We start from the raw sequence: 13279 nt of genomic DNA on the forward strand, positions 1-13279 counted from the left end.
GTTCACGCCCCCACCCCTCTGACATCGAGCACCTGCATCAGCCCCTCGTCGAGCATGTAGCCCCGGAGCCGGTCGCGGTTGCCCCGCAGGCTCTCGATGCTGTTGATCCCGGCGGCACCCAGGAGTTCGGAGAGCTCGAGCGTCCACGCCCGGATCAGGTTCGCCACCTGGTTCGACGCCTCGTCGGGATTCAGGCGCGCCACGAGGTCGGGCCGCTGGGTGGCAATCCCCCAGGGACAGAGACCCCGGTAACAGTTCCCGCAGACCCGGCACCCCATCGCCACGAGCGCCGCTGTGCCGATGTAGACCGCGTCCGCACCGAGGGCGATCGCCTTCGCGAGATCGGCGCTTCCTCGGATACCCCCGCTCGCGATGACCGAGAGCTCGTTTCTGATCCCCTGGTCGCGGAGTTTTTTGTCCACGCTCGCGACCGCCGCCTCGATCGGGATGCCGACGTGGTCGCGAAAGACCATCGGCGCCGCGCCGGTGCCGCCCCGGAACCCGTCGATGACGACCGCATCAGCCGGCGAGCGGGCGATGCCGGCGGCGATGGCGGCGACGTTGTGGACGGCGGCGATCTTCACAAAGACCGGTTTTTTCCACTCCGTCGCCTCCTTGAGCCCCCGGACGAGCTGGGCGAGGTCCTCGATGCTGTAGATGTCATGGTGCGGCGCGGGACTGATCGCGTCGCTGCCTTCCGGGATCATTCTCGTTCTGGAGATGTCTGCACAGACCTTCTCCCCGGGGAGGTGGCCGCCGATCCCCGGTTTCGCCCCCTGGCCGATCTTGATCTCGATCGCGGCGCCGCGCTCCAGGTAGTCGATGTTCACGCCGAACCGCCCGGAGGCGACCTGGACGATCATCCGGTCCTGGTAGGGGTGGAGGGCGGCGTGCAGCCCCCCTTCCCCGGTGCCCATGAAGGTCCCGGTCTCTTTTGCCGCCCGGGCCATCGAGAGGTGGGCGTTGAGGCTGATCGCCCCGTAACTCATGTGCCCGATCATGATCGGGGTCTCGATGCGGAGGTTCGGGGTGAGGCGGGTCCTGAGTTCGACGTCGCCGCCCTCCCGCCGCCGGAGATCGAGGCTTGCAGGCTTCTTTCCGAGGTGGGTTGTAACCTCGATCGGCTCGCGGAGCGGGTCGAGGCTCGGGTTCGTGACCTGGCAGGCGTCCAGCACCAGGCGGTCGAAGATGGCCGGGTAGTCGAGGGCATTGCCCATCCCGGCGAGGATGATCTTTCCGGTCCGGGCCTGGTTGTAGATCGCCTCCCGGGCTTCCCGGGTCCAGAGAGGGTGGCTCCGGTAGTCGCAGGGGTGCTCCTCAAGGCTGATGGCGTCCCGGGGGCAGCAGGCGATGCAGCGATGACAGGCGGTGCAGTTCCGGGAGTTGACGAAGATCCGGTCTCCGTCCCGCGAAAAGACTCCGTAAGCGCAGTTCTCGATGCACCGCCCGCACTCCATGCACCGGACTGGGTCGACGCTGATCCGATAGCGCGGGGGGAGGCTCCCGATCATGCGATAACCCTCCCGATCACCGGCTCGCCCGCGGCCGGCATCCGGATCGACTCGACCCGGGGTTCCATCGCCCGGATCGCCGCCTCTTCGCTTGAGATGTAGAGCCGGTCATCGCACTCGCCGACGATCATCGGCCGGAGTTTGCCCCGGTCGGTGAACCCGATCATCATGTCGCGGTTCGCGGCCACGATGGCAAACGGCCCGTTCATCATCGCGGACGCGTAAGCGAGGCGCAGAGCACTGTTCCACTCCCGCTCCGCCGCGGGCATCCGGCCGATCTCCTCCCAGAAGGGCGGCGCGAGTGCCCGGACGGCGAGGTCGATGTCAAGGCCGTGCCGCCGCACCATGAGGTCAATTAAATAAGCGATGACTTCGGTGTCCGTGAACATCGTGCAGGTGTACCCGAAACTCTCGATGTAGCGCCGGTTGGTCCCGTAGGAGGTAATCTCGCCGTTGTGGACGACGCTCCAGTCGAGGAGGTTGAACGGGTGTGCGCCGCCCCACCACCCCGGGGTGTTCGTCGGGTAGCGGTTGTGCGCGAGCCAGATGTAGCCCTCGTAGTCCTCGATCCGGTAGAAGTCTGCGACGTCCTCGGGCCACCCTCCGGCCTTGAAGACCCCGAGGTCTTTGCCGGAGGAGAAGATGAGCGCGCCGCGGCGGGCGGCGTTGACCTGCATCACGAGAGCGCTGACGATCTCGTCCTCAGGCGCCGCGAGAGATGGGTCGGGCTTGAAGAAGTAGCGCCAGGGGGTGTGGACCGCACGGAGGCCCGGTCGGTCGCAGGTGGGGATCGCCTCGTCGTGCTCGATCGTCCCCCACTGCGCGAGCGCCGAATCGAGGAGCGGTTTGTTCTCGTGGACGTCGTCGAAGAAGACATGGAGGGCGTAGCAGTCCCGGTAGTCGGGATAGATGCCGTAGGCTGCATACCCCGCCCCCTCGCCGCTGCCGCGTTCGTTCATCATGGAGAGGGCCTGTCGGATACCGGAACCGTCCATCGTCCGGCGAGATTTATCCATTACGCCAATTATGCCGCACATTGTCATCACGGTCGACCCGCCCCCCTCCGCCTCCAGGCAGTCGGGGAACGCTCTGATAGGTGTAATCCCGCTAAGTATAAATACTATTGGAAGGAAGTTTCCTTCCATATGACCCTCGACAACATCTCAGCAATGCTCGAGCGCATCGAACAGGACAACGTCAAATTCCTTCGCCTGCAGTTCACCGACCTCCTTGGCATGCCCAAGAACGTCGCCATCCCGGCAAAACAGGTCGGGAAGGCACTGACCGGCGGCATCGGGTTTGACGGGTCGTCGATCGAGGGGTTCGTCCGGATCGAGGAGTCCGATATGGTGCTCAAACCCGACCTCTCGACCTACACCCTCCTGCCCTGGCGGCCCCGGGAGAACCGGGTTGCCCGGTTCATCTGCGACGTCTGCAAACCGGACGGCACACCGTTCGAGGGCGACCCGCGTTACGTGCTCCGGCGGGCGATGGAGGATGCGGCGAAGGACGGCTACGTCTTCAACACCGGGCCGGAACTGGAGTTCTTCCTCTTCAAGATGCTCGAGGGACGGCCGACCACGCAGTTCCAGGACGTCGGCGGCTACTTCGACCTTGCACCGACCGACCTCGCGGAGGATCTCCGGCGCGAGGCCATTCTTGCGCTCATCGAGATGGGGTTCGAGATTGAGGCGTCGCACCATGAGGTCGCCGAGAGCCAGCATGAGATCGACTTCCAGTACAGCGATGCCCTCCATACCGCAGACAACGTCATCACGTTCAAATTCGCGGTCAAGACGATGGCGCTGATGCGCGGCCTGCACGCGTCCTTCATGGCAAAACCGATCCCCGGCATCAACGGGAGCGGGATGCACGTGAACTGTTCGCTCGCAAAGGACGGGGTGAACGCCTTCTACGACCCCGACGCCCCCCTCCAGCTCTCGAAGACCTGCATGCACTTCATCGGTGGGCTGCTCGAACACGCGCCGGCGATCACCCGGATTGCGAACCCGACGGTCAACTCCTACAAGAGGCTCGTCCCCGGCTACGAAGCGCCCTGCTACATCAGCTGGAGCGCGAGCAACCGGTCGGCCCTTGTCCGGGTCCCGGCGCCCCGGGGCAACAGCACCCGGGTCGAGTTCCGCAGCCCCGACCCGACCTGCAACCCCTACCTCGCCTTCACGGCGATGCTCGCCGCCGGGATGGACGGGGTCCGGAGCGAAATCGAGCCCCCGGCCGATGTTCACAAGAACATCTTCCACATGACGTCCACCGAGCGGGGCCAGAACGGGATCGAGACGCTTCCCGGCGACCTCCACCAGGCTCACTCCGCCCTGCTTGCTGACGACCTCATCTGCAACGCGCTCGGCCCCCACGTCGTCGAGGCGCTCACGAGCGTTGCCGAAGCCGAGTGGGATGCCTACCGGACGACGGTCCACCCCTGGGAACTCGACCGGTATCTGGCGGCATATTAACCTCTTTTTGGCAGGCAAGCCATAAGCGTCCTGCATGATGCTCTTCCGCAACGTTCATAACGCCGAGTGCCTTAAATGCGCCGTATCTGATAATCGGAGAGGCATATGACGCAGAGAAAGGACATCGATACCATGCGGCGGAAGAGGGATGTGGACGGGCTGGTTGCGGCGCTTTCAGACCCCGCCGAGAACGTGCGGCTGACTGCCGCCGAGGCGCTCGGCACCGTCGGCGACGAACGGGCGCTGGAGGCGCTCGTGCGGCTGAAGTTCTCGGACTCTGATACGGGCGTCCGGCGGGCCGCGTCCGGTGCACACGCCCGGGTGGTGGGAAGGCTCGCGGACCGGAAGGCGGCGGAGGGCCGGACGTAGGCGGTCGGGAACCCGCGCTTCGGGGCCCCCTCCGGTCCGCCTGGCAAGGCATATATACCGCCGGGACGTCTACGCGAAACGATCAGGAGATTGCTATGGCGACAATCGATGAGGTCGATACCATGCGTGACGCCCGGGACGTCGGCGGGCTGATCCAGGCCCTCCAGGACCCCGACGAGTATGTCAGGGCGCAGGCGGCCCTCTCCCTCGGGACGATCGCCGACCCGAAGGCGCGGGAGCCGCTTGATCGGATGCGAAGAGAGGACCCGAGCGCCTCGGTCAGGGAGGCGGCCGCGACCGCGTACAGGTGGGTGGTCGGCCGGCTCCAGGAGGTCGAGGCGACCCGGGAGTCCAGGATCCCGCCGACCCGGTAACGCCGGCTCATGGGATGACGAAGTTGAGCCGGAGGAATGCCGTCCCGATGGCCACTGTAACGAAGAGCACGAACGTCCGTACCGTCAGGAACTCCAGACACGAGACGGAGAGACCGTTCCCTGCAACGATCCCGAGGACGGCGCTGTTTGCAGAAGCCCCGATAGCCGTGCTGTTCCCGCCGGGCGCGAGCGCTCGCGCCCGGGTATCCATCGAGACGCCCGTATCCCGGCGGAGATTCAGTCGCAATCGCACCTCCGGTGCTCATGCTCCGGCCCTTCGGCCCGTCGCATCATTCCCCCGCCTCAGCAGGAGAATCTTGTAGGCTTCCCCGGCTATCAGCACCGGCAGCCCGAGGAGGGCGAGCAGCCCCCAGTCACCCGGGGTCAGCGGCGCGGTCCCGAGGAAGGTGTTGAAGATCGGGACGTAGACGACCAATGCCTGGAGGGCGAGGCTCCCGAGGATCGCGAGGAGCAGAGTGGGGTTCGAGAAGAACCCGACCCGGTAGAGAGGTTGCCGGAACGACCGGAAGTTCAGCACGTTGTAGAGCTCGAAGATGATGAGGCCGGTAAACGCCATCGTCCGCGCCCTGTCGAGGTTGGTCTCGTAGAGGCCGGAGAAGACGTAGATGGTCAGAAGACCGAGCCAAACCCCGAGGATGAGGATGACGAGGTAAGCGTTCCGCGTGAGAATGGCCTCCCCGGGGTCCCGCGGGCGTCTCCGCATGACGTCCCGCTCGGCAGGCTCGAGGCCGAGGGCGAGGGCGGTGAGGCCGTCGGTGACCAGGTTTATCCAGAGGATCTGGACGGGGATGAGGATGAGCGGCAGCCCGAGGAGGAGCCCGCCGACGATCGCGACGAGTTCTCCGACGTTCGAGGAGAGGAGGTAGCGGGTGAACCGGCTGATGTTGTCGTACTCCCGCCTCCCTTCCTCGACGCCGGCGACGATGCTTGCGAAGTTGTCGTCCACGAGCACCATGTCGCTCGACTCCTTCGCCACATCCGTCCCTTTGATCCCCATGGCTATACCGATGCTCGCCTTCTTCAGTGCCGGAGCGTCGTTGACGCCGTCGCCGGTCATGGCGATGACCGCCTGATTCCGGGAGAGGATATCGATCACCCGGAGTTTGTGCTCTGCCGTGACCCGGGAGAGGACCTTCGTCGTCCGGAGACGCAGTTCGAGTTCGTCGTCGCTCAAGGCCTCGAGTTCGGCCCCCGTCAGCGCCCCCTCGCTCGAGAGCCCGAGGCCCCGGGCGATGGCGTAGGCGGTCAGCGGGTTGTCCCCCGTGATCATGATCACGTCGATCCCGGCGCTTCTGCAGAGCCGGATCGCCTCCGCCGCCTCAGGGCGCGGCGGGTCGACGATCCCGGCGAACCCGAGAAAGATCAGGTCCTGCTCCACCGTATCCTCGGTCCACGCGAGGCCCTCCGGGAGCGGGCGGTACGCCGCCCCGAGCACCCGGAGTCCCTGCGACGCATACTCCTCGATCTCGGAGAGAAGCGTATCCCGGAGATCGTCCGTGAGCGGCACGACCGAACCCCCCCGGAGCAGCCGGGACGACAGGGAGAGGAGCACCTCCGGCGCCCCCTTCACGTGGGCAACGTCCCCTTCCGCCTCCCGGTAGACGATCGTCATCCGTTTCCGGGTGGAGTTGAACGAGAACTCCTTCGCTGCCTCCGGGGCATCGTCACGGGAGAGGCCGGCCTTTTCCGCCGCGACGACGAGCGCCCCCTCGGTCGGCGTGCCGAGGATTCGCCATCCCCCTTCCTCGAGAATGAGGGTCGCGTGGTTGCAGAGGAGGCCGGTGCGGAGGAACTGCCGGAGCCCCGGGTCGGCGAGCGGGTCGATGGGTTTTTCCTCAACGAGGAATTCGCCCATCGGAAGATACCCGGTCCCGGTCACCGCGACCTCCGTATCAGGCGTCCTCACCCGGACGACCGCCATCTCGTTCCGCGTGAGGGTCCCGGTCTTGTCCGTGCAGATCACCGAGACCGCGCCGAGCGTCTCCGACGCAGGGAGGTGGCGGATCAGACAGTTCCTCCGCATCATGTTCTTGATGCCGAGGGCGAGCGTCAGCGTCACGACCGCCGGGAGGCCCTCCGGGATCACCGCCACCGCGAGTGAGACGCCGATCAGGAACATCTCCAGGAACCCGCGCTGTTGCAGGAGACCGACGACAACGACGAGCACGGCTATGCCGATGGCGATCAGCCCGAGATCGCGGCCGAGGCGGTCCATCTGCCGGGCAAGCGGCGTCGTCTCGTCCGCGACCCGCTGGGAGAGGCCGGCGATCTTCCCGAACTCCGTCTGCATCCCGGTGGCGACCGCGATGCCCCGCCCCCGCCCGTTGACCACCGTCGTGCCCGCGAAAGCCATGTTGCTCCGCTCGGCGAGAGCCGTCCCGGTGGGGAGCGACCCCGGCGCCTTGTCCACCGGCGACGACTCGCCGGTCAGCGGCGCCTCGTCCACCTCAAGCGACGTCGCATCCGTGATGAAGAGATCGGCAGGCACCCGTTCTCCCATCTCAAGGATGACGATATCCCCCGGCACGAGCCCCGCAGCATCGATCTCCTGCCGTTCCCCGCCGCGGATGACCACGGCGTGCTGGACGAGCATCTTTTTGAGCGCCTCGATCGCCTCTCCGGCCTGCCACTCCTGGGAGAACCCGAGCAGGGCGTTCAAGACGACGATGATGAGAATGGCCGCGGCGTCGACGGGCTCGCCGACGAGGAACGAGATTCCCGCCGCAATGATCAGGATGACGATCAGGACGCTCTTGAACTGCCGGAGGAAGACCTGGAGCCGGGTCTCCCGGGCCTCCTCGCGGAGGACGTTCTTCCCGTAGCGCTGCAGCCGCTCCTCCGCTTCTCCCGGGCTTACGCCCAACAGGCCGGTGCCGAGTTCCCGGCGGACCTCCTCCGCGGAGAGGGTGTACCAGTCAGCCAGAGGCCTTCCTCCCATGGGTGGCGCCTCTGCCGGGTTCTCCAGTCGGCACGGGCATATGTTCCCGGTTCTGCGCAGGGCTATAAAAAGGTATAGAGATCGCTCCGACATCCGGGAGAAAGCCGCAGCAGCGGCCGGAGCGGCCGGAGGGATAGCCGGACGCCCACGGTTCCCGGTCCCGATACCATTATATCTTCCGGCCGAGCCGATCAGGGCCGGGTCGGGAGTCCGGCCCTGGAGGAATGACGATGAGCAAAATAGCAGTCCTGGTTGGGGATATGTTCGAGGATGTCGAGTACACAAAGCCCGCGGAAGCGTTCCGGGAGGGCGGCCACGACCTCATCCACGTCGGCCTCTCCGCAGGAGAGACCGTGCACGGGAAGAAGGATCAGACGCCGGTCACGATCGACCGGGCGGCATCGGACGTATCACCGGACGATTTCGACGCGCTCTTCATACCGGGCGGCTACTCGCCCGACAAACTTCGGGCCCACGATGCGCCCGTCGAGTTCGTGCGCCGCTTTGCCCGGAGCGGCAAACCGATCCTCGCCATATGCCATGCGCCCCAGCTCCTTATCACCGCGCAGGTGCTCCGGGGCCGCAAGATCACCGGCTGGAAGTCCGTCGCACAGGACATCAAGAACGCCGGTGCGGAGTACATCGACCGGGAGGTCGTGATCGACGACAATCTGGTCTCGAGCAGACAGCCGGATGACATCCCCGTGTTCATCGAGGCGTCGCTTGCGAAACTGAAGGAGACCGCCGGCAGGAAGGTAGAAACCGCGGGCGCAGAGCAGCGGTGAGGGGGGAGCGGGGCCGCACAAACTCTTTATGGATGCGGCCCGCACCCGATCATCAGGATGAATCCTGCAGGTCTGCCGGGGAACTCACGGGAATGGGGCAGGCTTGCGATAATTGCTCTCGTCACGGCGCTCTCCGTTCTGCTGGATCTCCTCGTTAACACGGTCACGTATACCCACTTCTTCTATCTGGTGCTCATCCTCGCCGCGTTCTGGTACCGCAGACGCGCAGTCGCCGTCGGGTTCCTGCTCGCCGCGGTCCACATTGCTGTAGAGTATCTCTTCTACGGCCCCCCGGGCCCGGGCATCCTCGTAAGCGCGGGGGTCTTCGTCGTCGCGGCATACCTCCTCGGCTACCTCTTCGAGCTTGCGGGCAGGCGTGCCGGCGATCTCCACTTCCGTATCGGGGGGCCCGGGGCACCCGCATGTGACCGGGATACGAAAAGGCTGATCGCCCGGCTCTCGAGCCGGGACCCGGAGACCCGCTACCAGGCGGCGGGGTGCCTGGGCGACGCCGGCGTTTCCGCCGCGGTCGAACCGCTCGCTGCCCTCCTCGCGGACCCGGAGGTCGGCGTCCGCTGGAAGGCGGCGGAGGCCCTCGGAAGACTGGGCCCTCCGGCCGTCGGGCCGCTCGCCGAGAGCCTCCGGAACGACGATGTCGATGTGCGGTGGATGGCCGCGGTCGCTCTCGGCGAGATCGGCGACCCCGCAGCGATCCCGGCACTGATGGGGGCGCTCAACGACGAGGAGACCTACGTCCGGAGCAGGGCGGCTCTCGCGCTCGGGGCTATCGGCGAGGCCGCGCGGGAAGGGCTCATTGCGAGCCTCTCCACCGGGAACGAGCGCGTCAGGTGGGGGGCGGCGCTGGCGCTCGGGGGCATCGGGGGAGAGAGTGCCGTTGCGGCCCTTATCGATGCGCTCCGCGACCCCGACGGGGACGTGCGGCAGCGTGCGGCGGGCGCGCTCGGGGACATCGGCGAGCCTGCCCTCCTCTCTCTCATCGAGGCGCTCCGGACGGACGACGATCTGCTCCGGCAGGGAGCGGTCGCCGCTCTCGGGTTTGTCGGGAAACCCGCCGTCAGGTCGCTCATTGAAGCGCTCCGCACCGATGATGACTGGCGCGTCCGCGCGGGTGCCGCGCGAACCCTCGGGGATATCGGGGAACGGCGGGCGGCCGACCCCCTGATCCGGACACTCGACGACGAGAGGGAGGAGGTCCGCGAGGCTGCCCGCGAGGCACTCGGCAGCATCAGGAAGACATAACACCCGCGAAGGTGTACCTGGACGCTATGACTGACAGAACCCGGATCGCGGAACTGATCGCCGATCTCCGGGACGGCCCTCTCGCGGCGCGCCGGGCGGCGACAGCAGAGCTCGGGGCAAGCGGAGAAGCGGCAGTCGGGCCGCTCATCGACGCAATGCAGACCGGGAACAACGACGTCCGGTGGTACGCCGCCCGTGCGCTGGTGCAGATCGGCGAGGATGCCATCGAACCCCTCCTCGCGGCGATGCGCACCGCAGACGACCGGGACTTCCGGCGATACGCCACGGCGGCCCTGACGGGGATCGGCGAGCCTGCCATCGAACCCCTCGTCGGCATCGTCGAGAGCGCTGATGCGGCCCTCCAGCCGTTTGCCGCGATGGCCCTCTGCCGGATCGGGGAGCCGGCGGTCGAACCGCTCCTCCGCCTGATGCAGAGCCCCGACCCGAAGACGCAGGAACGCGCTGCGCTCCTCCTCTGGAAGATGGGGGAGCCGGGAGCCGGCCCGCTCACCGAAGCACTGGAGGCAGACAGCCGATCCGCGAATAATAAATGATCCGGAAGCCTTCAGATCCATAGGGTCTGATGGCAGCTCGAATCACAAAGAGCCCCTTTCCGCTCCTGCCGATAGGGCGCTACCTGAAACCCCGGATGGTCCTGGTTGCAGGAACTTCGGGTATTGCGGTCCTTGCCGCGCTCCTTGTGGAGCCTCCCGGCACCAACCCCATCCTATGGTTTCTCCTTTTTGTTCCTGCCGCAATCGCCGGCTATCTCTACCACGAGAGGGGGATCGTCGCCGCCACCGTGCTCGGACTTGCCTCTCTCGGTGTCACGATGTTGCGCGCATACCCCGAACCGGGTGCGTTCCTTCCGCTCGTCGCCATGATCGCCCTTGCGTCGCTCGCTTCGACCGTCGGCTACTCGACCCGGGAACAGACCCGCCGCCAGGAGGCCATGGAACGTGCCCCCGGCGGGGCGTTCCTTCTCCGGCAGGAGGACGGGACGATAGTGGACGCGAACAGCGACTTCGCGGAACTCCTGGACTACACGGTGCAGGAGCTGCAGAACCTGCCGGTATCGAGGATCTGGCCGTTCGCAAAAGATCGCGAACGGTTCTTCACCCGGGCAAAACCCAATGCGGGCAACGTGGTCCTCGAGACACGGTTCGTTTGCCGGGAAGGTAAAACACGCTGGCTGGTTCTCTGGGGCCGCTGTTTCGACAATGCCGTCATCGCCTGCCGGGTCTCGGACATCACCCGGTACAAAGAAGCACAAGCCGCCCTGAGCGCCGAACATAGCCGCCTTCTCTCAGTCCTGGACACGCTCCCCGCCTACATCACCCTGCAGGCGGAGGACCACACCTTCCGGTTCGCCAACAAGGCATTCCGGGAGACCTTCGGCACTCCGGGGGATAGACCCTGCTACGAGGTGCAGCGCGGCACCCGCAGGCCCTGCAACCCCTGCCACAGCACGCTGGTCTTTACCCTCAGGAACCCGCAACGGTGGGAGTGGGATCACATGAACGGGAAGACCTACGAAGTCCACGCCTACCCGTTCACCGACACGGACGGGTCGCCCCTGATGCTGCAGCTCGGGATCGATATCACCCAGCGGGTGCAGGCGGAAGAGGCACTCAAAGGGTTTGCCGGGAACCTTCAGGCAAAGAACCGGGAACTGGAGGTGCTGCGAAGCCAGCTCAGTCTCGTCAACCAGGAACTCGACGCGATGGTCAGGGAGCGAACCGCCGACGTCGAGAAACTCCTTGCCCAGAAGGACGAGTTCATATCGCAGCTCGGGCACGACCTCAAGACGCCCTTGACACCGCTGGTCGCGCTCATGCCGAGGATCATCGAGCGCGAGCAGGATCCGGATCTCCGGCGCCTCCTCGAGATCGCCGGCCACAACGTGACCTACATGAAAGATCTGGTCCAGAAAACCCTCCAGCTCGCCCGGATGAACTCGCTCTACATCGAACTCGATCTCGAACCGCTGAACCTGCGTGCCGAACTGGACAACATTCTCCTGAATTATGCGCCGCTTTTCAAGGCAAAGGAGATCACCCTCAACAACAACGTTCCGGCAGGGCTCACCATCAGGGCCGACAGGGTGCTCCTGGGCGAGGTATTCGACAACCTGATCGCCAACGCCATTAAGTACATGCCGAATGGAACCGGAACAATCAGCATCGACGCTAAGCGGGAGCAGGATGTTGTCATCGTTGCGGTCAGCGATACCGGGATCGGCATGGCGTCCGAACAGCTCGATCGGGTATTCGTCGAGTTTTATAAGGCCGACTCCTCCCGGCACGACCTCGACTCCCCGGGCCTCGGCCTTGCCATCTGCAGGCGGATTATCGAGCGGCACGGGGGGCGCATATGGGCCGAGAGTGCCGGGGAAGGAATGGGTTCGACCGTCTTATTCACCCTGGAAGCGGCCGAAGGACCGCGGAGAAAATCCGCAGGCTTATATACAGGTTCGAGGTAGAGAGAACTACCTGAGATCCGGGTGGGGTCCGGGGAGGGGAGCAGATGGCGGAAGTGCCGTGCCGGCGGATTATGGTCGTCGACGACGACGTGTTCATCCTCGAGGTGATGAAGGAACTCTTCGAGCCGGAGGGGATCGGGGTCGTCACCGCAGAGAGCGGTGATGCATGCATCAGGGAACTGGAGAAGGGGTTCCGGGGCGTTATCCTGATGGATATCATGATGCCCCAGAAGGATGGATGGGAGACGATCGAAGAGATGATCGATCGAGGCCTGATGGAAGGGAATATCGTTGCGATGCTTACTGCAAAAGACGTTCCGGACGGGGAACTGGACTACCTTAAGGAACATGTCATCGATTACATCACAAAACCTTTCGAAGCGAATGAGATCATAGCCATCGTGAAGGGCTACCTCGATTACCTCGCATAAGAAATGGGAGCGCGCATGGAGAACTCTGCATCCCTTTCCTGTGACGGCCGGACGATCGTGATCATCGGTTCCTCCACCGGCGGCCCGCGAACGCTGGAGACGATCTTTTTACGGTTCCCGCTCGTCGATGCCGCTATCGTCATTGTCCAGCACATGCCGCACCATATTAACAGCGCACTCTGCAGGCATCTCGCAAAAACGTCCCGGATGGAGGCCAGGGTCGCGGAGGACGGTGATCCCGTGGAGCACGGCACGATCTACGTGGCCCCAAGTGATATCCACCTGAAACTCGTTGGGAACCGGACCATCAGTCTCTTCGACGACGAGAAGGTGCAGTATGTCAGGCCCTCGATCGACGTTGCCATGACGTCGCTCAAGCGGAGCGGCAGCGACCGGATCGTCGGGGTGATCCTCTCGGGGATGGGGAGCGACGGGGCTCAGGGGATTCGCCACATCAAGACTATCGGCGGTGCCACCATCGCGCAGGACCTCCGGACATGCGCCATCCATGCCATGCCCCGCGCCGCGTTCGAGACCGGGAACGTGGACCAGATGCTCCCGCCGGAAGGGATCCGGGAGAGGATCATCCAGATCGCAGGCACCCTCTGAAGGCGCCCCATACCTGATCCCGCGC

The 13279-nt window shown here is 65.3% G+C and carries 13 protein-coding genes; 9 read left to right on the plus strand and 4 right to left on the minus strand.

The features are described 5' to 3' along the window. Positions 1-2: 2 nt before the first annotated feature. Both HL657_RS06155 and HL657_RS06160 read right to left on the minus strand, forming a co-directional pair. A complete protein-coding gene (locus HL657_RS06155; RefSeq protein ID WP_317295951.1) occupies positions 3-1511 on the minus strand; it encodes a glutamate synthase-related protein in 1509 nt (502 codons plus the stop codon). Beyond that, positions 1508-2548 carry a class II glutamine amidotransferase gene (locus tag HL657_RS06160; RefSeq protein WP_317295952.1) on the minus strand — a complete coding sequence of 347 codons (1041 nt, stop codon included), beginning with the start codon at positions 2546-2548 and terminating at the stop codon, positions 1508-1510. Before HL657_RS06160 ends, HL657_RS06155 begins: the two co-directional genes overlap by 4 nt. 108 nt (positions 2549-2656) lie before the next feature. On the opposite strand from HL657_RS06160, the gene glnA reads away from it, so the two are divergent. The 3 genes from glnA (at position 2657) to HL657_RS06175 (ending at position 4728) form a co-directional block, all read left to right on the plus strand. Next, positions 2657-3985: a type I glutamate--ammonia ligase gene (glnA, locus tag HL657_RS06165; protein WP_317295953.1), complete on the plus strand. Its 1329-nt coding sequence runs from the start codon at positions 2657-2659 to the stop codon at positions 3983-3985. Between the two features lie 105 nt (positions 3986-4090). Next, positions 4091-4354 (plus strand): HEAT repeat domain-containing protein, encoded by a 264-nt coding sequence (locus HL657_RS06170; protein WP_317295954.1) that lies wholly within the window; start codon positions 4091-4093, stop codon positions 4352-4354. Between the two features lie 89 nt (positions 4355-4443). Beyond that, positions 4444-4728 (plus strand): HEAT repeat domain-containing protein, encoded by a 285-nt coding sequence (locus HL657_RS06175; RefSeq protein ID WP_317296019.1) that lies wholly within the window; start codon positions 4444-4446, stop codon positions 4726-4728. 7 nt (positions 4729-4735) lie between these two features. Here HL657_RS06175 and HL657_RS06180 read toward each other — a convergent pair whose 3' ends face one another. Together HL657_RS06180 and HL657_RS06185 are read right to left on the minus strand one after the other, a co-directional pair. Beyond that, complete coding sequence (locus tag HL657_RS06180) at positions 4736-4975, minus strand: hypothetical protein (RefSeq protein ID WP_317295955.1); 240 nt, start codon at positions 4973-4975, stop codon at positions 4736-4738. A gap of 15 nt (positions 4976-4990) precedes the next feature. Continuing rightward, on the minus strand, positions 4991-7687 hold the full coding sequence (locus HL657_RS06185; RefSeq protein ID WP_394804645.1) for a cation-translocating P-type ATPase: 2697 nt from the start codon (positions 7685-7687) through the stop codon (positions 4991-4993). A 230-nt stretch (positions 7688-7917) separates the two neighbouring features. Here HL657_RS06185 and HL657_RS06190 point away from each other — a divergent pair, with 230 nt between their 5' ends. Genes HL657_RS06190 through HL657_RS06215 form a run of 6 tightly spaced genes read left to right on the plus strand, consistent with a single transcriptional unit; the run spans position 7918 to position 13254 of the window. Then, positions 7918-8472, plus strand: coding sequence for a type 1 glutamine amidotransferase domain-containing protein (locus tag HL657_RS06190; protein WP_317295957.1), 555 nt, complete (start codon positions 7918-7920; stop codon positions 8470-8472). Positions 8473-8529: 57 nt separating this feature from the next. Beyond that, complete coding sequence (locus tag HL657_RS06195) at positions 8530-9732, plus strand: HEAT repeat domain-containing protein (protein ID WP_317295958.1); 1203 nt, start codon at positions 8530-8532, stop codon at positions 9730-9732. A 26-nt stretch (positions 9733-9758) separates the two neighbouring features. Next, positions 9759-10286: a HEAT repeat domain-containing protein gene (locus HL657_RS06200; RefSeq protein ID WP_317295959.1), complete on the plus strand. Its 528-nt coding sequence runs from the start codon at positions 9759-9761 to the stop codon at positions 10284-10286. A 29-nt stretch (positions 10287-10315) separates the two neighbouring features. Next, on the plus strand, positions 10316-12214 hold the full coding sequence (locus HL657_RS06205; protein WP_317295960.1) for a sensor histidine kinase: 1899 nt from the start codon (positions 10316-10318) through the stop codon (positions 12212-12214). 44 nt (positions 12215-12258) lie between these two features. Beyond that, complete coding sequence (locus HL657_RS06210) at positions 12259-12645, plus strand: response regulator (RefSeq protein WP_317295961.1); 387 nt, start codon at positions 12259-12261, stop codon at positions 12643-12645. Positions 12646-12660: 15 nt separating this feature from the next. Continuing rightward, positions 12661-13254, plus strand: coding sequence for a CheB methylesterase domain-containing protein (locus HL657_RS06215; RefSeq protein WP_317295962.1), 594 nt, complete (start codon positions 12661-12663; stop codon positions 13252-13254). Positions 13255-13279 lie beyond the last annotated feature (25 nt).

The organism is Methanoculleus nereidis (assembly GCF_032944295.1).
GTDB classification, from domain to species: domain Archaea; phylum Halobacteriota; class Methanomicrobia; order Methanomicrobiales; family Methanoculleaceae; genus Methanoculleus; species Methanoculleus nereidis.

Excerpts from the sequence above, each read along its gene's own strand:
- HL657_RS06190 (WP_317295957.1), top strand. The coding sequence starts at position 7,918 with ATGAGCAAAATAGCAGTCCTGGTTGGGGATATGTTCGAGGATGTCGAG.
- HL657_RS06215 (WP_317295962.1), top strand. The coding sequence starts at position 12,661 with ATGGAGAACTCTGCATCCCTTTCCTGTGACGGCCGGACGATCGTGATC.
- HL657_RS06185 (WP_394804645.1), bottom strand. The coding sequence starts at position 7,687 with ATGGGAGGAAGGCCTCTGGCTGACTGGTACACCCTCTCCGCGGAGGAG.
- HL657_RS06155 (WP_317295951.1), bottom strand. The coding sequence starts at position 1,511 with ATGATCGGGAGCCTCCCCCCGCGCTATCGGATCAGCGTCGACCCAGTC.
- HL657_RS06205 (WP_317295960.1), top strand. The coding sequence starts at position 10,316 with ATGGCAGCTCGAATCACAAAGAGCCCCTTTCCGCTCCTGCCGATAGGG.
- HL657_RS06200 (WP_317295959.1), top strand. The coding sequence starts at position 9,759 with ATGACTGACAGAACCCGGATCGCGGAACTGATCGCCGATCTCCGGGAC.
- HL657_RS06195 (WP_317295958.1), top strand. The coding sequence starts at position 8,530 with ATGAATCCTGCAGGTCTGCCGGGGAACTCACGGGAATGGGGCAGGCTT.
- HL657_RS06160 (WP_317295952.1), bottom strand. The coding sequence starts at position 2,548 with ATGTGCGGCATAATTGGCGTAATGGATAAATCTCGCCGGACGATGGAC.
- glnA (WP_317295953.1), top strand. The coding sequence starts at position 2,657 with ATGACCCTCGACAACATCTCAGCAATGCTCGAGCGCATCGAACAGGAC.
- HL657_RS06170 (WP_317295954.1), top strand. The coding sequence starts at position 4,091 with ATGACGCAGAGAAAGGACATCGATACCATGCGGCGGAAGAGGGATGTG.
- HL657_RS06210 (WP_317295961.1), top strand. The coding sequence starts at position 12,259 with ATGGCGGAAGTGCCGTGCCGGCGGATTATGGTCGTCGACGACGACGTG.